The following is a 20,529-nucleotide window of genomic DNA, read 5'->3' on the forward strand; positions in this document are numbered from 1 at the left end:
CTGCACTCTACTCCTGGAATGTCGGCGAATGAGGTGGGGTATCGGCGACATGCCGAAATTGTCGTTGAACGGTGCTGTTGTTTCGTGCTCCGAAATGATCGACTGATCGCATGGATGATCCTCGAATTGCTGTGGCGCGCGCATACCTCGATGCGCTTCTCTCACACGACGGTAATTCAGTACCGCTGGCTCCGGATGCCGTGCGACACGAGGCGGGGATCAAAACCGGGTTTTCGGGAAATCACTTGCGGCGCAGCCTGTCCGGCGGTCCACAGTTTCGTCTGGTGCGTGCGATCCGAGATGTGGAATGGAGCGTCGACGGCGATAATGTCGTAGCCGAGTACCTCCTCGACGCAGGGTTGTTCGGCAAGAATCTGATGACGGTCAACGTGCACGAGACCTTCCGGATCCCTCCCGACGACCTCCGTATCCACCGCATCACGGCCAAGATCAAGCCCACTCGCGGCAATCGCCCGTGACCCGAGTGTCGCGATGGATACTCTGCTGTGTCCTGATCGTGACCGGTGCGTTGAGTACCGCGGCCTGGCGCTGACTGTCGTGCGCCGGGATTATTTACACAATCAAGACATCGTGTCCCCGGATGCGGCTGTTGCAGTGTTCGACACCGTCGCGAGTTCACTGGTCAGCAGCATCCGCATCCTCCTCGCCTGCGGAGTTGCTGTCGCCGTTGTCGGTTACGTTGCCGGTGGTTCACGTTCCGCGACGTCAATGCGAAACGGGATCTCGCAACTGATCCGGCGTGAATCCGAACCCGAGGTAAGGGCCGAGGTCAGTACGCGTCGGGAAGTCCCAGGACCACGTCGGTAAGCTCGACCTCTGGTATCTGTAAACAATTTCGACCTGGAGGTAGAAACGCGTGGCTCTCGTCGTCCAGAAGTACGGCGGATCCTCGGTGGCAACCGCCGAGCGCATCCGACGAGTCGCTGAACGGATCGTCGAGACCAAGAAGGCCGGCAATGATGTCGTCGTCGTGGTGTCTGCGATGGGCGATACCACCGATGAGCTGCTCGACCTGGCTCAGCAGGTGTGCCCTTCCCCGCCGGCCCGTGAAATGGACATGCTGCTGACCTCGGGTGAGCGCATCTCCAACTCCTTGGTTGCGATGGCAATTCATTCTCTCGGCGCTGAGGCTCGTTCGTTCTCGGGCTCACAAGCCGGAGTCATCACGACCGGCAGCCACGGAAACGCCAAGATCATCGACGTCACGCCCGGCCGTGTTCGCACGGCGCTCGACGAAGGCTCGATCGTTCTGGTCGCCGGATTCCAAGGCGTCAGCCAGGACAGTAAAGACATCACGACGCTCGGACGCGGTGGCTCGGACACAACCGCCGTTGCGTTGGCAGCTGCGCTCAACGCCGACGTGTGCGAGATCTACACCGACGTCGACGGCGTTTTCTCCGCCGACCCGCGCATCGTCCCCGACGCTCACCGCCTCGAGACGGTTTCCTTCGAGGAAATGCTCGAACTCGCAGCGTGTGGTGCCAAGGTGCTCATGCTCCGGTGCGTCGAGTACGCCCGTCGTTACAACGTGCCCGTGCACGTCCGTTCGTCATACACCACCAAGCCCGGAACAATCGTGTCCGGATCGATGGAGGACATTCCTGTGGAAGAGGCCCTGATCACCGGAGTCGCGCACGATCGCGGCGAAGCCAAGATCACCGTTGTCGGATTGCCGGACACGCCGGGACATGCTGCCAAGGTGTTCCGCGCTGTCTCCGATGCCGAGATCAACATCGACATGGTGCTGCAGAACATCTCCAAGGTGGAGACCAACAAGACGGACATCACCTTCACGCTGCCGACCGCCGACGGCCCCCGCGCCGTCGAGATCCTGACCAAGCGTCAGGAAGACATCGGCTTCACACAGATCTTGTTCGACGACCACATCGGCAAGGTCTCCCTGGTCGGTGCCGGAATGCGGAGCCACCCGGGCGTCACGGCCACGTTCTGTGAGGCACTGGCCAAGGCCGACATCAACATCGACCTCATCTCGACCTCCGAGATCCGCATCTCCGTGCTGGTCAAGGACACCGAACTCGACGACGCCGTGCGCGTTATCCACGCCGCTTTCGGTCTCGGCGGCGACGAAGAAGCTGTAGTACACGCAGGAACAGGACGGTAATTTCTGATGACAACAATCGCTGTTGTCGGTGCGACCGGTCAGGTCGGCATCGTCATGCGCACTCTGCTCGAAGAACGTAACTTCCCCGCGGACAAGGTGCGGTTCTTTGCATCGGCACGCTCCGCCGGTAAGAAGCTGACGTTCCGCGGCGAAGAGATCGTTGTCGAGGATGCCGCAGCAACGTCCGACGAGGATCTGAAGGGCATCGACATCGCCCTCTTCTCCGCCGGTGCGACGCTGTCCCGTGCGCAGGCTCCGCGCTTTGCCGCGGCCGGTGCGACGGTTGTCGACAACTCTTCCGCATGGCGCAAGGATCCCGAGGTTCCCCTCGTGGTCAGCGAGGTCAACCCGCAGGACGCGAAGAACCTGGTCAAGGGCATCATTGCGAACCCGAACTGCACCACCATGGCAGCGATGCCGGTGCTCAAGGTTCTGCACGACGAAGCCGGTCTGCAGCGATTGATCGTCTCCAGCTACCAGGCTGTGTCCGGTAGCGGCATCGCCGGCGTCGAGGAACTCCTCGGCCAGGTGCGCGCCGTTGTCGGTGACGCCGAGAAGCTGGTTCACGACGGCAGCGCTGTCGACTTCCCGGCCCCGAACAACTACGTCGCCCCCATCGCGTTCAACGTCCTGCCCCTGGCAGGTTCGCTGGTCGATGACGGCAGCGGCGAGACCGACGAGGATCAGAAGCTCCGCAACGAGAGCCGCAAGATCCTCGGGCTTCCCGATTTGTTGGTTTCGGGCACCTGCGTGCGCGTACCCGTCGTGACCGGGCACTCGCTCGCGATCAACGCGGAATTCGCCAACCCGCTCTCGGTCGCTCGCGCCAAGGAACTGCTGGCCGACGCTCCGGGCGTCGAGCTGGTCGAGGTTCCGACGCCGCTCGCCGCCGCCGGTGGCAACGCGTCGCTGGTCGGTCGCATCCGTCAGGACGAGGGTGTCCCCGAAGGCCGCGGACTCGCGCTCTTCGTCTCGGGCGACAACCTGCGTAAGGGTGCCGCGCTCAACACGATTCAGATTGCCGAGCTGCTGGTCGGCTAGTCCTTTGTTCGGTATCGGCCCCGCACCTAGGTGTGGGGCCGATGTCGTTTCGATAGGGAGTTCTAGTCGAGTTCGGAAATAGCGACGAGTCCGCCGAGGTACTCGGCATCCGAATACGCCTTGGCGAGAAGCACACCGAGTTCACCAAGAGCTTCGTGGTCGCCGCCGTACGCAACAAACATGCCCGCTTCGGGATCGGTGCCGAATCGGCCCTCCAGATGTGGTGCGTCGCGACCCACCACTGCATGGGCCACCGAAGCCCAGTCGTAGCCGGAACCTTCGAAGCCCTCTACCTGCTCGAATACCGCTGCCACCTTGCCGAAGTGCTGGTCGGTGAGCATCAGTGACCAGTTTCCGGGAGATGTTTCGAAGAGCTGCAGCGGTTCGATCGATGGTGATGTCATGCGTGTATTGAAGCAGATCCGACCGACAGGTTTCAGTGGTCTGCTAACGCCCGACCGACTGGGCGAGCGCAACGGCAAAGGTGGAAAGTCGTTCTCGGGTATACGTTTCGGGGTCGCTGACGGCCAGTCGTCCGAGCATTTCGGCAAACGACATCATCGTGTGTGCGAGGAGGACCGGATCAAGGTTCTCAAGCTTCGGTTCGAGGGCAATCCCGGCGCGCGCCAGTTCTTCGGCGCGGGCGAAGACAGCTCCGCGAGAGAGCTTCAGCAAGCCGTGATACTCGCTGGGGGCGTTCTCGACAGACGTCAGAATCAGGCGCCAGCGCGTCGGGTTCTCCAGTACGGCGTCGACGAAGGCGCCAACGGTCCCGGTGTATGACGCCGCTGGGCCGAGCTCGCTCAGATCTGTCGGCATGGTTTCGAGCACCTGAGTGATGGCTCGCTCGTGCTCGCGGCGTAGGAGTGCGGCGACGAGATCGGTCCTGGTGTCGAAAATCGTGTAGAGGACAGGCTTGCCGACGCCGGCTTCGGCAGCGACGGATTCCATGCTGAGGTTGTGCAGGCCAACGCGGCCGGTGATCTCGAATGCTGCGTCGAGGAGCTGTTCGCGTCGTTGCTCCGGCGCCATGCGAGGGGCGTATTTGCGTCGCGGTGTGTCCGTTGTGTCTGCCTGTGACCTGGTCATCGTGTGCCTCACCTCCGCTCCCACCCTAATCTGCCTGCCACTTCTTCGTGAATAATACGCAACCGTTGTATTCGGCGTCCGCAATTGTTACGGTGGCGTTGTATTCAATGGTGGTTGGTGGGGCGGCAGAGATGAAGGGGACCTCGAATGTCTGGACTGGCTATGGATCGACCGCGCGAGGATTACGGCTTCTTCGGCCCAGGATCACCCAGTTGGAAGATCTGGGCCGCGCCGACAGCATTGATCGGCTTCCAGCGGTCGGTGGTGCTCGAGCACTTCGACCCCTTCCTTGCCGCGGCGGTGGCAGATATGAGTGGTATCTACAGTGATCCAGCGGGGCGACTCGACCGAACACTGGCATACTTCCTGACCGTCGCGACCGCCGATGGGCGGACGGCGATGGCCTTGTCCGACCATCTCATGACGGTTCATGCTCAGGCCACGGGCATCGAACCGATCACCGGAACTCGTTACAGTGCAAACAATCCGGCCTCGCAACTCTGGATCCATGTGACCGGTTGGCATTCGGTGCTCAAGTGCTACGAAATGTACGGTCCTGGTCCACTTTCTGCCGTCGAAGAGCAGCGGTACTGGGAGGAATGTGTAGTTGCCGCGCAGTTGCAGACATGCAAGGCATCCGACGTCCCAGGCTCCCGCGAAGAGGTACGTGAGTACTTTGCAGAAGTCAGGCCCAGATTGTGTACCTCCGAACGTGCCAACCGAGCGATGCACTATCTGCTGAGAACGCCCAGGGCGCAGGGGGAAACGAAGTTCGCGACTTTCAGCCGATTGGTCGCGCCGGCAACAATTGCGACATTGCCTGGCTGGATGCGAACCATGGGTGGATTCGATCAACCGGCGTTGCTGGACAAGGCAATTGCACCGGCCGTGCGAACTGCCGTGCGTGTGGGTAGTTCGCCGAAGAATATGACCGCTGCTCTGAAAGTCATTGCGCCGATGACCGGCAAGGTGCTGGAGCGCCACCTGCGTAACGAGCAACCCCTCGACCCGAGGGTTGTCACGCCGGCGGAAATTCGGGAGCGATTCCCGCGCATCACCAAAGTTCCGCAGGCAGTCTGACTGAACCCACGGCTTTTGGCACCGCATCGAGGTCTCCTTCGATGCGGTGCTCGGCCGTGTTCTGTTGTGCCTGAGACGTTTTCTCAGGTTCGATAGGTGTGGTTCGCCGGTCTCGGGTGTTGCTGCGGGTCGATCGCCGGTGGCGGAATGAACCAGGGTTTGTTGTCGGCGCCCATCCGGATCTCCCATTTGCCAACAAATCCGGTTTTGCGGTGCATGAGCCGATGATGTGAACGACACAGCAGGACAAGGTTGTTCATCACCGTCGGCCCGCCGTTCGACCAGTGACGGATATGGTGGGCGTCGGTCCATGCCGGCACGCACTCACACCCTGGGAAGGCGCAGCCTTTGTCCCGGGCGATCAATGCGACCCGTTGTTCGGCTGTGACCAATCGTTTTCCGGGTCTCGCATCGAGTGGCGCTCCGTGGTCGTCGAGTAGGACTGTCGACAGGAAGCAGTCGCAGCCGAGCAGTCTGGTCTGCGAGACCGACAGTGGTCCCATCCACGGCATGTGACCCACGTCGAGATCGGAGAGGTCCGGATCGAGTGAAGCTTCTTCCTCCGGAACGGCTTCTTGCGCCGCGCAGTCGCGATGTTCGGCGAGATCTCGGGCATTGATGTGCACGTTCAGGTGCGGCCGCTGGCCGCCGTCGATACCGGTTTTTGCGCAATCGAGATAGCGGCGGATCAGTTCGGTGAATCCGTCGGCTGTTCGCTTGGCTGCCGAACGGGCATCAGGAGTTCCGTCCGGTGCTGGGGTGGGCATGGTCAGATTCGACAGGGCAGAGAGAAGCATTTCGCCGGTGACGGCGTCGAAATCGCCTCGAACGACAACCCGACCGTTCAACGTCGACGCGATCCGGAGCTCGTTCCGGTCGATATCTTCGGCCGGTGGAATGTTGTCGGACTCGAACATTCGCTCCAACGTGGCGATGACGTACCGCAGCTTGGTTGTTGTCGCGTCGACTCCTGATGCCGCCGCCAGGAGAACGTCGATGCACTGCGGAAGTGCCTCGGCCGGCATTCCTTTTGGTGGGGACTCGCAGAACGAAATAATCAGTGCCGCATGATCGAACGAGCAATCTCCGGCGTCGAAGCGTTGTGCGACTGCGGGAAACGCCCGCAGTGCGACGCCAAGGGCGGCGATCTTGTTTCCGGCAGGGATCTGCAGCATCGTATTTGCTGCCAGCCATCGGCCGACGCCGCGGTAGCAGAGCACACATTCGTCCGGGCGCAGCGAGAGTTCGTCGACCACGGCCACGCGGATCGCTTCGAGTCGCAAAATCTCCGCGCTCGCCTCGATTGCGGCCGAACGAAGGTCAGCTACCGGCGCTTGCCACAGCCTGGACCGTAATCCCACGGCAGAACCGGAAACCACATCTGACGTATCGATACTCATAGATTCCCCCGATTCGGATCCCCCGATCCGCATCTCTCCACTGTAATCGAACACAGTTTCGAGTTCAAGGGTTTTCTCGAACTCTCGACTCGGTCTCGTCGATCAGGATTTCGAGTCCTCGGCGGAAGGCAGTAGGTGTTTGACCTCGAAGCCGCAGGGGTAATCCGGTCCGGATGCCGTCAGCGATAGGGGCCTGTAGTGGATGAACCTGTGGTGGGCAAGCCGCACAAGATCCGTCGACGCGCGGTGCTGCAGGGCTTGGGATTGATGGCAGGACTTGGCGCGCTGTCGGTGGGGTCCGCTTCAGCTCGGGAATCTGCGCACGCAGCTTTGCCTGACATCGACCCGCTGCGGCCGCTCCAATTGCCTTCGCCACGGTTGGAACCCTTTCGTGAGGCGCTGGTATTTCCGCCGACGATGGTCGGTAGCGACCTGGAGCTTCGTGCCGCGTCGTCGATGCACCGGTTCCATCCTGACCTGGCGCCTTCGCCTTCGCTGGGGTACGGCGGGATGGACTACCTCGGGCCGACGATCGAGGCTCATGTCGAGCAGTCGTTAACGCTGCGGTACGCCAACGACATCACCACGCATCCTCTTGCCGCTGACGTGGATTCGCGTCTGCACGGTCTCAGCGACAACGATCGGACACAGGTTCCCACGTCGCTGCACCTGCATGGCGGTGTCACCGCGCCGCAGTACGACGGGAATCCCGAGTTGATTCAGCGTCCGGGCGAAGGATTGGTGCACGAGTTCGGCAATGCCCCCGGTAACGGGAATCCCAGCGGTAGCGGTAATCACTGGTATCACGACCACGCCATGGGGATGACTCGGCTGAACGTCTACGCGGGCTTGGCCGGTATGTATCTGCTTCGCGACAACTACGACACCGGTACGGCCGGCAATCCGCTCGGCTTACCGTCGGGGGAGTTCGAACTGCCACTGATATTGCAGGACAAGGTATTCACCTCCGACGGACGGCAAAGCGTCAGGTCGACGTGGACAACACCACAGGGTGCCTGGGATCCAGCGACGCCCGGAGACGTTGGCGTGGTGAACGGCGTTGTGTGGCCCAGAATCGAAGTGGCGCGGGGGTTGTACCGCCTGCGTGTCCTCAATGCCGCGTCGTACTCGGTGTGGAATCTGTACTTCGGAAATCGTATGCGATTCTGGGTGATCGGCTCCGAATCCGGATTGCTCGCAGCGTCAGCGCCGACGGATCATGTGCGTCTGAGCCCGGGCGAGCGGGTTGATCTCCTGGTCGACTTCGGCTTGCTCGAACCGGGTACCAGTGTGGAACTGCGCAACGATGAACCGGTGCCTTTGGCTGTGGCGCAACGCGGTACGCAGGTGATGCCCCTGTTCGCGCGGTTCGACGTGAGTAGCGCGAAGGGTTTCACCGGGTCGGTGCCGCAGCAATTGAGTTCCGCTGCCCCACCGCCCCCGGCCGTGCCCGACGTAGTCCGCAATCTGACGATCATGCAACTGTCCCGGCCGTCGAGCTATCCGTCGATCACCATGTCGCTCAACAACTTGCGGTATACCGACTCGGATATCGAATTGCCGCGTCAGGGAACCGTCGAGCAGTGGAATCTGATCAACGTCACAACAGAGCCGCATCCGATTCACCTACACCTGGTGACTTTCCGGGTCTTGGGTAGGCAGAGCATCAACACACCTGCGTACACGGCTGCGTACCCGTTGCCGGATCTCGGGACGCGCTGGACGCCGTCGGCGGACGATTTCGTGACCTCGCCGATGCGGGCGCCGGAAGTGTGGGAGACGGGCGCCAAGGATACCGTCATCGTGGATGCCAACTCCATCACGCGCATCATCGTGCGCTTCCCGACAGCCGACGAACTGGGCTTCGATCCCGACGCCACGTTCCCCCGAGCTGCGGTGGTAGATCCTGCGATGGAGGAACCTGCGATGGAACACAGTGGACACGGTGGTGGATCAGGCGATCTGCAAGGGTACGTCTGGCACTGCCACATGCTCGATCACGAGGATCACGACATGATGTTGAGGTATCGGCTGGTGACGTAACCTTTCGTAGGGAGAGACGTTCCCACGAGGAGGCTGCTGTGTCGGAAGGTGCGCCCACCGGGCCCCTGGACGGATACCGGGTAATCGAGCTCGGCACGTTGATTGCCGGACCCTTCGCCGGGAAACTGCTCGGCGACATGGGTGCCGACGTGATCAAGATCGAGTCGCCGGATCGCCCAGACCCGCTTCGCACCTGGGGACAGGCGGAGCAGGACGGTCACCGATTCTTCTGGACGGTCCACGCCCGCAACAAGCGCTGTGTCACGCTGGATCTGCGGGTCGAGAAAGGTCGGGAACTGTTTCTGGATCTGGTCGAACACGCGGATGTCGTGGTCGAGAACTTTCGCCCGGGCACTCTCGAGAAGTGGGGTCTGGGGTTCGACGTGCTCAGCGAGCGCAATCCGAAACTGGTGCTGGCCAGAGTATCCGGGTATGGGCAGACCGGGCCGAAGGCCAAGAGCGCTGGGTATGCCTCGGTGGCCGAAGCTGTCAGCGGTTTCCGGCACCTGAACGGTTATCCCGGCCAGGCACCGCCGCGTATCGCACTCTCACTCGGGGATTCGCTCGGCGGGATGTTCGCGGTACAAGGTGTGCTGGCGGCGCTTCTGTCCCGTGAGCGAACCGGCCGCGGCCAGGTTGTGGACGTTGCACTCACAGAATCGTGTCTGGCAGTGCAGGAATCGACGATTCCCGACTACGATCGCGGCGGCATCATCCGTCAACCCTCGGGAACCAGGCTCGAAGGAATCGCGCCTTCCAACATCTATCAGACCTCCGAGGGAAACTGGGTGGTCATCGCGGCCAATCAGGACACGCTCTTCGTGCGGCTGTGCACGATAATGGGTCGACCGGAACTGGCGCAGGACGACCGATTCTCCAATCATGTTGCGCGCGGCAAACATCAGGACGAGCTCGACGAGTTGATCGGCGCGTGGGTCGCGCTGCAGGACCCCGACAGTCTGGTGGAGCGTCTGACGGAGGTGGGAGTTGTTGCCGGACCGATCAATACCGTCGAAGACGTGGTCAAGGATCCACAGTTGATCGAGCGCGGAATGCTGGTCGGTCACTACGACGACCGGATCGGTGAGGACGTCCTGGGCTTGGGCGTTGTGCCGACCTTCAGTGAGACACCAGGTTCTGTGCGGAATGCGGGAGCGTCGTCGCCGGGTCAGGACAACGCCTCCGTCTGGGGTGGACTCCTCGGGCTTTCGGACGACGAGCAAGCAACGTTGCTCGAGAAGGGAGTGATCTGACATGACGGTTACCGAAGTCAGCATTCGTGAAGTGGGTCCGCGCGACGGGCTCCAGATCGAGGCCCCGGTGCCATTGTCGGAGAAACTTCGACTCGTAGAAGCTCTTGTTGCAACCGGTGTTCCGCGCATCGAGGCCACGTCATTCGTGTCACCGCGCGCCGTTCCGGCTCTAGCCGACGCAGAAGCGCTGGCAGCAGAACTGCACCGGTGGCCAGGTGTCGAGTTCTCCGCGTTGGTGGCCGGAATCGGCGGCGCAAAACGGGCGGTAGCGGCCGGTATGGGAACCGTCGAATATGTCGTCTCGGCCTCGAACGGTCACAGTGAAGCCAATACTCGATCCACCACCGAGCAGGCTACCGAGCGTATCGGGGAGGTGGTCAAGATTGTTCACGACGCCGGAGGTCGAGTCGAAGTCATCGTTTCGACGGCGTGGGACTGCCCGTTCGACGGACCTACCCATCCTGATCGAGTGTTGCGGATTGCGGAGCAGGCCAGGGAATTCGGCGCCGATCAGTTCTCGATCGCGGATACTATCGGCACGGCAACTCCGGGACGCGTCGCGCAGTTGATCGATGCGGTTGACACCCATGTCGGCGACTTCAATTTAGGTGTTCATTTCCACAACACACGCGGCAGTGGTCTTGCCTGCGCGCTGACAGCGGTGCAGCACGGAGTTCGGAACCTCGACGCCTCCACGGGTGGGCTGGGTGGTTGCCCGTTTGCTCCCGGCGCCAGTGGAAACATCGCCACCGAAGAACTGGTCTACATGCTGGGCGACATGGGCATTGCGACGGGGATCGATCTGGACGCGTCCATCCGCGCGGCAGGTGTCGCGGAAGAGATTGTGGGTCATGCCGTTCCCAGCAACCTCCTGCGAGCGGGTGACCGGATCAGATAGCGGGAGCGTCGAGGTCATCGGACCGTACGATATTTCAGCATCATGTCGTGGTCCTCGTGGTCGAGAATATGGCAGTGCCACACATAGCCCTGGATCTGTTGTGCCGCAGTGTGATGGCCAGGGTGAGCTGAGTCGTCCGGGCTGAATAATGCGTCCGGATCGAATCCGAGTTCCTCGGCGGTGGGGAACCTTACGATGATTCGGGTGACGGTGCCGCCGTCGATCCGCACGGTGTCCTTCCATCCGGACTCCCACGGCGCCGGCCCGATCATGGGGCCCCCGAGAAATCCGTCGGTAGCAGGCGTCCACTTGTAACCGATAGGCGGTTGAGGATGTGCCGCTTGATATTCGAGGGTCTTCAAGGGTGCGCGTCCGAGAATGCGGAACATCACAAGGTGAAGGTGGATGGGATGTGGATCGGGCGTGATGTTGACGATGTCCCATTGTTCTACGGTGCCCTGCCTGGGCATTTCGATGTCGGTGCTGTCGAAGCGCAGATTGTTGAGCGACATGATGGCCGGAGGCAGGCGGAGTGCGTACGGCTGAGAGACGGTCACCGTTCGGACCACTGTGGGAACCTCGAGCGGCGGAAGCGCCGACGGTTGCCGTGCGCCGCCGCGAAGCGAGTTCGGCACAGTGCCGATGAACCCACGACGGGAATCGGCGACAAAACGGCAGAACACCGGCATCGCTACCTCGCCGAGCATTGCAGCCTGGAAGGGTGGTTGCTCGTCGTTGATCAATTCGACGGCATCACCTGCGCGGAAGCCGGTGAAATCCACGAGCACGTCGATGCGTTCGCCGGGTGAAAGCCGAAAGCTTGTCGTGCGTACCGGAGCGTCGAGTAGGCCATGTTCGTTGCCGATGACCGCGAAGTGCATCCCGTTGCTGAAGTGCAGGTTCCACACGCTGTACGACCCGGCATTGATGATGCGGAAACGGTACAAACCGCGTGCCACATTCATCCGCGGCCATACCTTGCCGTTAACCACACCGACGTCTCCGACGGCACCGCCCTCCCAGGAACCCTGCGGGACGATCGGGGTGGAACGCACGGATTGATACCCGTCGGCCGTGAAGATCTTCTCCTGGAGAATCAGGGGCATCTCGTACTCTTCGGCGGGTAGTCCCAGTGGGTTTCCCTCTCGGCCGGTGTCGAATTCGTCACGCAGGAAATACTGACCGGCCAACCCGGCGTAGACATTCAAGCGGGTGATGCCCATGGCGTGATCGTGGTACCACAAATGGCCCGCGTGCTGTTCGTTCGGAAAATGGTGAGTGATGCTGCGTCCGGGAGCTATGGCTAGAAGCGGATGCCCATCGCTGCCGGGTGGTGTGACACCGCCGTGAAGGTGCAGCGACGACGGGGGAGCCAGCCGGTGATCTTCGGTGACTCCGTGGATGCTGGTGTCCATGTCGTCTGCCAGTGGATGGCGTTCGAGCCGGTTCGTGAAATTCAGTGTGAGTGCCTCTCCGACATGGCATTCGATGGTGGGGCCCAGGTAGTGGTCACCGCCGAACCCCAGCGACGGCACAGCATCGAAATCCCGGTGGAATTGGTGGCGGTGTACAGCGGCGTCGAGTGAGAGAGTGGTTCCGGAAATAACACGCGGCCGGGGGAGTTCATCGACGAAGGGCGTCATGGGAGGTGAGTGAAAGATCAGTGGACTGCGCAGTTCGCTCCGGGTCGGAGTATGCGTAGCCGAGACCAAAGCCGCGCTGGTTCCAGCGAGGCCGATCGCACGAAACAAAGCACGCCTCGTGAACCTGTGGCTCACCGATTGCACCTCCTCCGAGATTCAGTATTCCATACCGCACCGTATGGTATGGACGTCAGCTATGTCCACAACTCGGTGAAATACAGCTCGGTGCAGAAGAATTCGAAACATCCGCTGCGTAGGTCAGGCAACGAACTGGCGCTGTAAAGGTGGACGTGGTGTCACGCAGTGATGCGATGGACCAGCCGTAGGCATCTATGATCGAGGAGTGAGAGTGAGAACTGAACGCGCCCGCGAGAACGGCCTACGCTGATGGCGCGGGCCAACCGTCTGAGCGTCGAGAGTTGGCTCGACGCGGCCTTTGATCTTCTCGTGCGAGAGGGGGTTTCCGGGGTCAAGATTTCCACGTTGTGCGACGAACTCGGAGTCACCAAAGGCAGCTTCTACTGGCATTTCGACGATCTCGGCGCGCTGATGGAAGCGATGGCCGACTATTGGTGCGGCACACAGAACGACGCTGTGCGAGGGCTCGCGTCCGTCGAATCCATTCCGGTGGAGCAGCGATTCGAGATGATGGCCCAACTGCTGATCGACGAGCGCAATTGGTCCGTCGAAATCGCGGTGCGAGAATGGGCACGAAGTGACGAGAAAGTAGCCGAGGCCGTACGTCAGCTCGATCAACGAATCTTCGATATCATCCAGGAAGCACTGTTGGAGTTGAATTTTGACGCCGAAGGTGCGCGCCTGCGGGCAGGTGCTCTGGTGTATGCCGGAATCGGATTCGTGCACGGCCGAGGCAGTCTCCCGACGCCCACCAGCGCCGAGCTCCGAAAAATCTTCACGCTGCTGACGCAGGAAAGCTGATGGCGCAACGTCCACACTCGAATGCCTCATCGCTCATTTGAGCGCAACCATCTCGTGCAGAGTTGATCCTGTCCGCTCGATCATTTCCCCGTCGATCGTCACCTTCAGAACGAAGTCGGAACGGAAACGAAAATATCCGGGGCGGCCGAGAAGTCGATTCAGTACGGGCTTGACCAGTCGGGTTCGGGCTACCGGAACGTCAGCCAGGAAGTCGTGCGCATGAACTACCTCGCGCACCGTCAGCGTGAGATCCACCGACCCCGGAATGTGCAGACGCAGCGTCGACGGAAACGAGCGATTCGCGACGTCGTGGAAGACCGTCGGCCCTTCGGTCATTTCCAGTTCACCGTTGCTCAGAACGACACTGTCACCGCGGGCCAGCATCAGCGGCAGCGACCAGTGCTCGCCGTATTTCTTCTGGGTGTGCACGGTGGCGTAGACCAGTGAGAAGTCGTCGACATACAACCGCCCCCAGTACCAGCGATCGATGATCCGCTTCATGTCCCCGACGCCCCAGTTGTGGTCGTGATAGCCGCGACCACGGGCATCGAGTGTGGCGCCGCCGATAGTGACGGTGCCCGTCACCGAGGCGCGCGGTGCGCCGACAACCCAGGCGAAGAACTCGGTGTCCCCGTACGTGGTCTGTCCGCGTCCGGGCATCCAACTCGGTACCTCGTTGCGAAATTCGAGATCGAACACAATGTCTTCTTCTTCGAGATGCACTCTGTGTACCGGCAGGTCTCCCGAATCGAATTCGGCTACAGCGCTGTTCGGGCCTATCCGAACATCGCACTTGTCCGTTGATGCACTGACGTCGGCGGAGGAATACGGCTTGACGACTTCCCGGCGCGTACCGTCCGGGGAATAGATATGGATTTCGATTCCGGGTTTGCGATTGACGAGTTCGCGCAGTTGTAGCATCGCAACCACGATGTGCCCACTGTCGAGGTGAGCGTCGAAGTACCAGTGTTCGAAAGCAAACTTGTTGTCTGATGGATGCGCGCCGTTGTCGCTCGGGTGCGTTCGAGTGATCTCACCGTCTTTGCGTCCCGGTCCGTTCCACGCTTCCACGATATTCATTGTCGTCATCGAGCGACTCCTATCGTCGTAGTGCGCCACTTGCATCGAATGTGGCCTCGCGGCCCTTCATTTGTGCCTGGTACCAGTTTTCGCGGTGCTTGACCATCACCTTTTCCACGATCGCGCCGGTTCCGGGGACGCAGCGCCTGATCAATTCCATCGCGGTGATGAGTGGCAATCTCAGGACGGGTATGAGTAGCCAGGGAATGACACCGGGCATCCGGTACTTGCGCCGTGTACCAGGGGCCATGAACATCGCGGCGTACACCGAATTGATGCGAAAGTTGTACGCCTCTCGTAGCCGGGTGAGTCCGCGGTGGCCGTCGCGTGGCGCAAAAGCCTTCGGGTAACTCTCGATCAACTCACTGCCGTGCTTGCCGGAGTCGTAGGACCGCGACACGATCGTCATGGCCAGTGCGCGTAGGGAATCCGTGGCAGTTTCCGGGTACCACGTGGTGCGCACCCCCAAAAGGTGTCCCATGTACTTCTGGAAGTGGATCAGAGCCCGGATCTCGGACGGCGTCGTGTGGTAGCCGAGTGTCCACAGTGCGAGGCCAGGGGTGACGCTGCCGGCGATCAAAGTCAGGAGCATGTAGCTCTGACTGATAGGAAGCCCCCACTTCGAGGTATCCCATTCCGGGTGATTGGCTACTCGCGACCGCACGGACACGTGCATCACGCGAACCTTGAGAGCTGTTGCGCGACCTGCGGATCCAGGTTGGAGCAGTGCGCCCGGTTGGGATACGTCGATCCAGAATCGGCAGGTTTCGAGGAACCGGCGTAATGCGTTGTCGCCCGCATACCCGCCGGCGAGGGAGAGCGGAGTGGCAACTGCGGATTCGGTGTAGATCTCCAGTGTTTCCGCGCCCGCGAAACTGAACAGCATTGTGCCCCAGCGCCGCCAGATTGCAGCGCCCTGCTCGACCAGTGCCGGATCAACCCAGGCCGGTACCGTTTCGAATTCCTCGAAGAGTGCGCGCATGGATTCCGGAGCCTCCGGCACGGCGTCGATGCCATGGGTAAGGGCGGTTTCGAGCATGGCGCGGCCGGTTTTCGCCCCGGTCTCGCCGCGATAGACCTCGTCGACAAATCGTTCGGCGACGGGATCTCCGGTGAAGAGATCATTACAGAACTGTTGTGCCTGTTCGGTAGTGGGGAAGATGTCGGCACCGGTCAGCTTTTTGACGATTGTGCGTGCTCGCGCGATTCCGGGTTTTTGTATGCCTTCCCAATAGGGGAATGCCGTAGGGGTTCGATCGCTTGCTGTCATGTCACCGCCTGATAGCAGAGTCGCGAGATCAACCATACTATACCGTATGGTACTGATTGCGAAAGTTTATTTGAAGTCAGCCTGGACTGTTTTCTGTTTTCGATCTACAGTCACTATGTGACCGAGACCACTTCCGATGTGAAAGTAAGCCGTACGCAGGCAGAACGTACAGCCACGATGCGAGGGCGGCTGCTTGACGCTGCCATTGAATCGCTGGTCGAGCTGGGCTACGCACGGACAAGTACTCAGGAGATCGCTCGTCGAGCGGGTGTATCCCGCGGTACTCAACTCCATCATTTCCCGACCAAGGAATCGCTGGTCGTCGCCGCTGTCGAATACCTGGTGGACAAACGGCTGGCGGAAATCCTTTCGGCAGAGGTGGACAGTGGCCGCGGACTGGAGATACTGGCCGACGCGTTTTCCGGTCCACTGTTCTATGCAGCCCTCGAACTGTGGGTGGCGGCGCGCACCGACCCCGCACTGCATGCGGCGACTGTGCCACTCGAGCGCAAGGTGAGTGAGGCGCTCGAGTTCGGTAGCGCCGAAGTCTTCGGTGATCGCTTCGGCTCCGAGGCAGTCGAATTGACTGTCGAACTTGTCCGAGGGCTTGCGGTGTCAGCCCTGTTCCGTACCCCGGAAGCCGACGAAGCGCTGCGCGCGCGGCTGCTACCGGCCTGGCAATCCCGAGTGGAGAACAAGTGAAACTTCCCGAACATGTCGAAACACTGATCGTCGGTGCCGGGTTCGCCGGTATGGGTCTGGCGGCCAGAGTTCTTCGCGATGACCCGGCAGCGGATGTGGTGTTGATCGAGCGAGCCGCCGACGTCGGCGGCACGTGGCGAGACAACACCTACCCCGGTTGTGCGTGTGATGTGCCGACGGCGTTGTACTCGTATTCCTTTGCCCCGAGCGCAGACTGGAGTCATACCTTTGCACGTCAGCCCGAGATCTATGCCTACCTGAAGAAGGTGGCCGCCGATACCGGCGTGGGAGATCGAGTGGTTCTGAACTGCGAACTCGAGGCCGCGATCTGGGACGAGGGAATGTCACTGTGGCACATACAGACGTCCCAAGGAGCGTTGACGGCGAAGGCTCTGGTCGCTGCGACCGGAGCGCTGTCCACGCCCAAGGTTCCCGACTTTCCCGGTCTCGACCAATTCTCCGGTACCACTTTCCATTCCGCGACGTGGAACCACGAGCACGACCTGCGCGGTGAGCGCATCGCGGTGATCGGTACCGGCGCCTCGGCAGTGCAATTCGTTCCCGAAATTGTGGACGAGGCTACTCATGTCACCGTGTTCCAGCGAACTCCTGCCTGGGTGATTCCGCGGGCGGATAGATCACTCCCCCCAATTCAAAAGGCTCTGTACACCAAGGTCCCCGCTGCGCAGAAGGCTGTTCGCGGTACCGTCTACGGCTTTCGGGAAGCTTTGGGTGCGGCGATGTCGCATGCCACCTGGGTTTTACCGGCTTTCGAGATGGTGGCAAAGGCGCACCTGCGAAAGCAGGTGAAAGACCCCGAGCTGCGCCGGAAATTGACCCCCGATTTCACCATCGGCTGCAAGCGAATGCTCCTGTCCAATGACTGGTTGCGAACTCTCGATCGGGCGGACGTGAGCCTTGTCGACAGTGGGCTCGTCTCGGTCACTGAAGACGGAGTGGTGGACGGGCGCGGAATCGAGCACAAAGTCGACACCATCATTTTTGCGACGGGATTCACGCCGACGGAACCACCTGTCGCACACCTGATAACAGGGAAGAAAGGCGCAACGCTGGCCGCACACTGGAACGGTAGCCCCAGGGCGTACAAGGGAACGACGGTCAGCGGCTTCCCGAATCTGTTCCTGATGTACGGTCCCAACACCAACCTTGGCCACAGCTCGATCGTGTACATGCTCGAGTCTCAGGCCGAGTATGTCAACGACGCGTTGAACACCATGAAGCGGGAGCGGCTCGATGCACTCGACGTCGATGAGTCGGCACAGGTGCAGTACAACAAGGGAATTCAGCACGAATTGAAGCGCACGGTGTGGAACAAGGGTGGTTGCTCGAGTTGGTACATCGATGCGGAGGGACGTAACTCGGTGCAGTGGCCGACGTTCACTTTCACATTCCGTTCTCTGCTGGGGAATTTCGATCGGGAGAACTACTCGGCCCGGAAGATCGAAAGCGTCGAGGCATGACGGCAACGCACTACGACGTCGTAGTCATCGGGTCGGGGTTCGGCGGTAGCGTCGCCGCTCTTCGTCTGACGGAGAAGGGCTATCGCGTCGGAGTGCTCGAGTCTGGTCGCAGATTCGCCGACGACGAGCTCCCCGAAACCAGCTGGCGTCTGCGAAAGTACTTGTGGGCACCGTGGATCGGGTGCTACGGGGTTCAACGTATTCACTTGCTCCCGGATGTTCTGGTCATGGCAGGTTCCGGAGTTGGTGGCGGATCACTCAACTACGCCAACACCCTCTATCAGCCGCCCAAGCGGTTCTTCGAGGATCGTCAATGGGCGCACATCACCGACTGGCATGACGAGTTGGCGCCGTACTACGACCAGGCGAAACGAATGCTCGGGGTGCGAACCAACCCTTCGTTCACGCCCGCCGACGCCGTAATGAAGGAAGTCGCGGAAGAAATGGGTGTGGGCGAGACATTCACGTCTACCCCGGTGGGCGTCTTCTTCGGGGACGCCGGAGTGTCGGTGCCCGATCCGTTCTTCGGAGGCAAAGGACCGGAGAGAACCGGGTGTACCGAATGCGGTGGCTGCATGACGGGGTGCCGTGTCGGTGCGAAGAACACATTGGTCAAGAATTATCTGCACTTGGCCGAACATGCCGGGGCGCGAGTTCATCCGCTGACCACTGTGCGGGAACTTCGGCCACGCAAGGGCGGTGGGTATCAACTTCTCGCGCGCCGGACCGACGGTATTCGAAAGCGCGAACAGATTTTCACCGCCGACCAGGTGGTAGTGGCTGCTGGTACCTACGGGACAGCGCGATTGTTGCTCGGGATGAAGGAATCCGGAGCGCTGCCGCATCTGTCGAATGCACTGGGCACTGTGGTTCGCACCAATTCCGAAGCGGTGCTTGCGGCAACATCGAAGTCCCGTCGACGCGATTTCACGCAGGGCGTTGCGATCACGTCGTCGTTCCATCCGGACGATCACACGCACATCGAACCCGTGCGATACGGCAAGGGCAGCAATGCAATAGGTCTCCTGCAGACTGTTCTCAGCGACGGCGGCGGCAAGGTGCCGCGAGTCCTGAAGACGCTGGCAGTTGCCGCCCGTCACCCGAGCGCATTTGCCCGGTCTTTATCTGTGCGGAACTGGTCCGAGCGGACTGTCATCGCGCTGGTCATGCAGACGGACGACAATTCGCTCGAACTGTCCAAGAACACAAGAAGGTTCGGGCGTTCTCTGACCAGTCGCCCCGGCCCCGGTGATCCGCCACCGACGTGGATTCCACAAGGTCACACTGCTATTCGTAAAGTTGCGCAGAAGATTGACGGTGATCCAGGTGGTTCCATCGCCGAAATCGTGAATATTCCGATGACGGCACACTTCCTCGGTGGGTGCGCGATAGGTGATTCGCCGTCGACCGGCGTGGTAGATCCTTATCTGCGCGCCTACGGGCACAACGGGTTACACGTGATGGACGGCTCGGTGGTGAGTGCCAATCTCGGTGTGAACCCCTCGCTGACCATCACCGCTCAAGCTGAGCGGGCGTGCGCGCTGTGGCCGAACGCCGGCGGCGATGACGCCCGGCCGGCTGTAGGTGATCCGTACGTTCGGCTCGTCCCGACGCCGCCGTCCAATCCGGTAGTGCCCGAGCATGCTTCGGGCGCCCTGAGACTTCCCCTGATTTTTCCAACCGAGAAGGTGCCCGATGTGGAGCGTCCCTGAATCTGCAAGCGAACGCACGGACTGGCCGGCGAGTGATCCGCCGCCGTGGCCGGCGCGGGTGCGGGCCACGTTGTGGTGGCATCGGAGCACGTCGGCGGCACGTGAACTCGGGCCGGAGGGCGGAACTATCCCGATGACCTTGGCGATGATGGTCGATTATCTGGACTCTCCGGTGGGGCCGTATCGAGAAATCTTGGCGAGTCCGGTCCTGCGGGCGCCGGGTAGGCGGATCGGGCCGATGCCTCGGATGGCGGTGCCCTACATCGCGGTGGATTCGGAATCTTCGGTGCACGGTGGCCGCACCCATTGGGAACTACCGAAGGTTCTCGCGCAGTTCGACGGGGATGTCCTGGGCCGTGTGGCTGCGCAGGGGCACGGTTGGCAGGTGAACAGCACTGCGCGGGCAAAGGGGCCGCGCCTGCCCATCATGGGAGCTCTGGGCTTTGCGCAACCCACCGAGGGTGGTCGGTTGGCTCTCGCGTCGGCGCGGCTCACGGGCAGATTCCGTTACGCGCGCGTCGACGTCGAATCCGAGGGATCGACCTTGCCGAACTGGCTGGTAGCAGGCTCGCACCACGGAATCGTCATCACGGACGGAAGGATGAGGACGGGCCCCGCCAAGCGCGTCTAGACCGAGAAAAAGGTGAAGGCCGTACAGCAAAACGCTGTACGGCCTTCGGCGTCGACGCCCCACAGGCGCCTCTCGGCGGTAGGTCGCTCGCAGCGACAATGGGGTGGGGCCCGGGGCTTGTTCG

19 protein-coding genes are annotated in these 20,529 nt (G+C 61.3%); 13 read left to right on the top strand and 6 right to left on the bottom strand.

Going from position 1 to position 20,529, the window contains the following annotated elements; all coding sequences use genetic code 11:
- The first annotated feature begins 110 nt into the window (after positions 1-110).
- The 4 genes from EEB13_RS13865 (at position 111) to EEB13_RS13880 (ending at position 3,184) form a co-directional block, all read left to right on the top strand.
- Complete coding sequence (locus EEB13_RS13865; protein ID WP_141485472.1) at positions 111-479, top strand: hypothetical protein; 369 nt, start codon at positions 111-113, stop codon at positions 477-479.
- A 112-nt stretch (positions 480-591) separates the two neighbouring features.
- Positions 592-828 carry a hypothetical protein gene (locus tag EEB13_RS13870; protein WP_233364838.1) on the top strand — a complete coding sequence of 79 codons (237 nt, stop codon included), beginning with the start codon at positions 592-594 and terminating at the stop codon, positions 826-828.
- A gap of 49 nt (positions 829-877) precedes the next feature.
- Complete coding sequence (locus tag EEB13_RS13875; RefSeq protein ID WP_019746567.1) at positions 878-2,143, top strand: aspartate kinase; 1,266 nt, start codon at positions 878-880, stop codon at positions 2,141-2,143.
- 6 nt (positions 2,144-2,149) lie between these two features.
- A complete protein-coding gene (locus tag EEB13_RS13880) occupies positions 2,150-3,184 on the top strand; it encodes an aspartate-semialdehyde dehydrogenase (protein ID WP_033235894.1) in 1,035 nt (344 codons plus the stop codon).
- Between the two features lie 62 nt (positions 3,185-3,246).
- Here the strand turns inward: EEB13_RS13880 and EEB13_RS13885 are convergent, their stop codons facing one another.
- Entirely contained in the window at positions 3,247-3,588 is a 342-nt protein-coding gene (locus EEB13_RS13885; RefSeq protein WP_033235895.1) for an Imm51 family immunity protein, read from the bottom strand.
- Positions 3,589-3,631: 43 nt separating this feature from the next.
- A complete protein-coding gene (locus tag EEB13_RS13890; RefSeq protein WP_141485473.1) occupies positions 3,632-4,273 on the bottom strand; it encodes a TetR/AcrR family transcriptional regulator in 642 nt (213 codons plus the stop codon).
- A gap of 147 nt (positions 4,274-4,420) precedes the next feature.
- On the opposite strand from EEB13_RS13890, the gene EEB13_RS13895 reads away from it, so the two are divergent.
- Complete coding sequence (locus tag EEB13_RS13895) at positions 4,421-5,353, top strand: oxygenase MpaB family protein (RefSeq protein ID WP_141485474.1); 933 nt, start codon at positions 4,421-4,423, stop codon at positions 5,351-5,353.
- Between the two features lie 83 nt (positions 5,354-5,436).
- Here the strand turns inward: EEB13_RS13895 and EEB13_RS13900 are convergent, their stop codons facing one another.
- Positions 5,437-6,753: an HNH endonuclease signature motif containing protein gene (locus EEB13_RS13900; protein WP_141485475.1), complete on the bottom strand. Its 1,317-nt coding sequence runs from the start codon at positions 6,751-6,753 to the stop codon at positions 5,437-5,439.
- 267 nt (positions 6,754-7,020) lie between these two features.
- On the opposite strand from EEB13_RS13900, the gene EEB13_RS13905 reads away from it, so the two are divergent.
- From EEB13_RS13905 to EEB13_RS13915, 3 genes are read left to right on the top strand one after another with little or no spacing between them, the layout of a single operon-like run.
- Positions 7,021-8,796: a multicopper oxidase family protein gene (locus EEB13_RS13905; RefSeq protein WP_187328560.1), complete on the top strand. Its 1,776-nt coding sequence runs from the start codon at positions 7,021-7,023 to the stop codon at positions 8,794-8,796.
- Between the two features lie 38 nt (positions 8,797-8,834).
- Entirely contained in the window at positions 8,835-10,049 is a 1,215-nt protein-coding gene (locus EEB13_RS13910; protein WP_095887728.1) for a CaiB/BaiF CoA transferase family protein, read from the top strand.
- 1 nt (position 10,050) lies between these two features.
- Positions 10,051-10,947 (top strand): hydroxymethylglutaryl-CoA lyase, encoded by an 897-nt coding sequence (locus EEB13_RS13915; protein ID WP_033235900.1) that lies wholly within the window; start codon positions 10,051-10,053, stop codon positions 10,945-10,947.
- Positions 10,948-10,961: 14 nt separating this feature from the next.
- Here the strand turns inward: EEB13_RS13915 and EEB13_RS13920 are convergent, their stop codons facing one another.
- Entirely contained in the window at positions 10,962-12,590 is a 1,629-nt protein-coding gene (locus EEB13_RS13920) for a multicopper oxidase family protein (protein WP_315985026.1), read from the bottom strand.
- A 387-nt stretch (positions 12,591-12,977) separates the two neighbouring features.
- On the opposite strand from EEB13_RS13920, the gene EEB13_RS13925 reads away from it, so the two are divergent.
- Entirely contained in the window at positions 12,978-13,529 is a 552-nt protein-coding gene (locus EEB13_RS13925) for a TetR/AcrR family transcriptional regulator (RefSeq protein ID WP_033235901.1), read from the top strand.
- 33 nt (positions 13,530-13,562) lie between these two features.
- Here EEB13_RS13925 and EEB13_RS13930 read toward each other — a convergent pair whose 3' ends face one another.
- Complete coding sequence (locus tag EEB13_RS13930; protein ID WP_095887731.1) at positions 13,563-14,618, bottom strand: lipocalin-like domain-containing protein; 1,056 nt, start codon at positions 14,616-14,618, stop codon at positions 13,563-13,565.
- A 10-nt stretch (positions 14,619-14,628) separates the two neighbouring features.
- Positions 14,629-15,879, bottom strand: coding sequence for an oxygenase MpaB family protein (locus EEB13_RS13935; protein WP_141485477.1), 1,251 nt, complete (start codon positions 15,877-15,879; stop codon positions 14,629-14,631).
- A gap of 177 nt (positions 15,880-16,056) precedes the next feature.
- Between EEB13_RS13935 and EEB13_RS13940 the strand changes: the two genes are divergently transcribed.
- From EEB13_RS13940 to EEB13_RS13955, 4 genes are read left to right on the top strand one after another with little or no spacing between them, the layout of a single operon-like run.
- Entirely contained in the window at positions 16,057-16,581 is a 525-nt protein-coding gene (locus EEB13_RS13940) for a TetR/AcrR family transcriptional regulator (RefSeq protein WP_261984548.1), read from the top strand.
- Positions 16,578-18,062, top strand: a complete 1,485-nt coding sequence (locus EEB13_RS13945) for a flavin-containing monooxygenase (protein ID WP_141485479.1) — start codon at positions 16,578-16,580, stop codon at positions 18,060-18,062. Before EEB13_RS13940 ends, EEB13_RS13945 begins: the two co-directional genes overlap by 4 nt.
- Complete coding sequence (locus EEB13_RS13950) at positions 18,059-19,774, top strand: GMC oxidoreductase (protein ID WP_045066534.1); 1,716 nt, start codon at positions 18,059-18,061, stop codon at positions 19,772-19,774. Before EEB13_RS13945 ends, EEB13_RS13950 begins: the two co-directional genes overlap by 4 nt.
- Positions 19,758-20,405 (top strand): hypothetical protein, encoded by a 648-nt coding sequence (locus EEB13_RS13955; RefSeq protein ID WP_141485480.1) that lies wholly within the window; start codon positions 19,758-19,760, stop codon positions 20,403-20,405. The genes EEB13_RS13950 and EEB13_RS13955 overlap by 17 nt, the downstream gene beginning before the upstream one ends.
- The last annotated feature ends 124 nt before the right edge of the window (positions 20,406-20,529 follow it).

It is taken from the genome of Rhodococcus sp. WS3 (assembly GCF_003797085.1).
Lineage (GTDB): Bacteria > Actinomycetota > Actinomycetes > Mycobacteriales > Mycobacteriaceae > Rhodococcus_F > Rhodococcus_F globerula.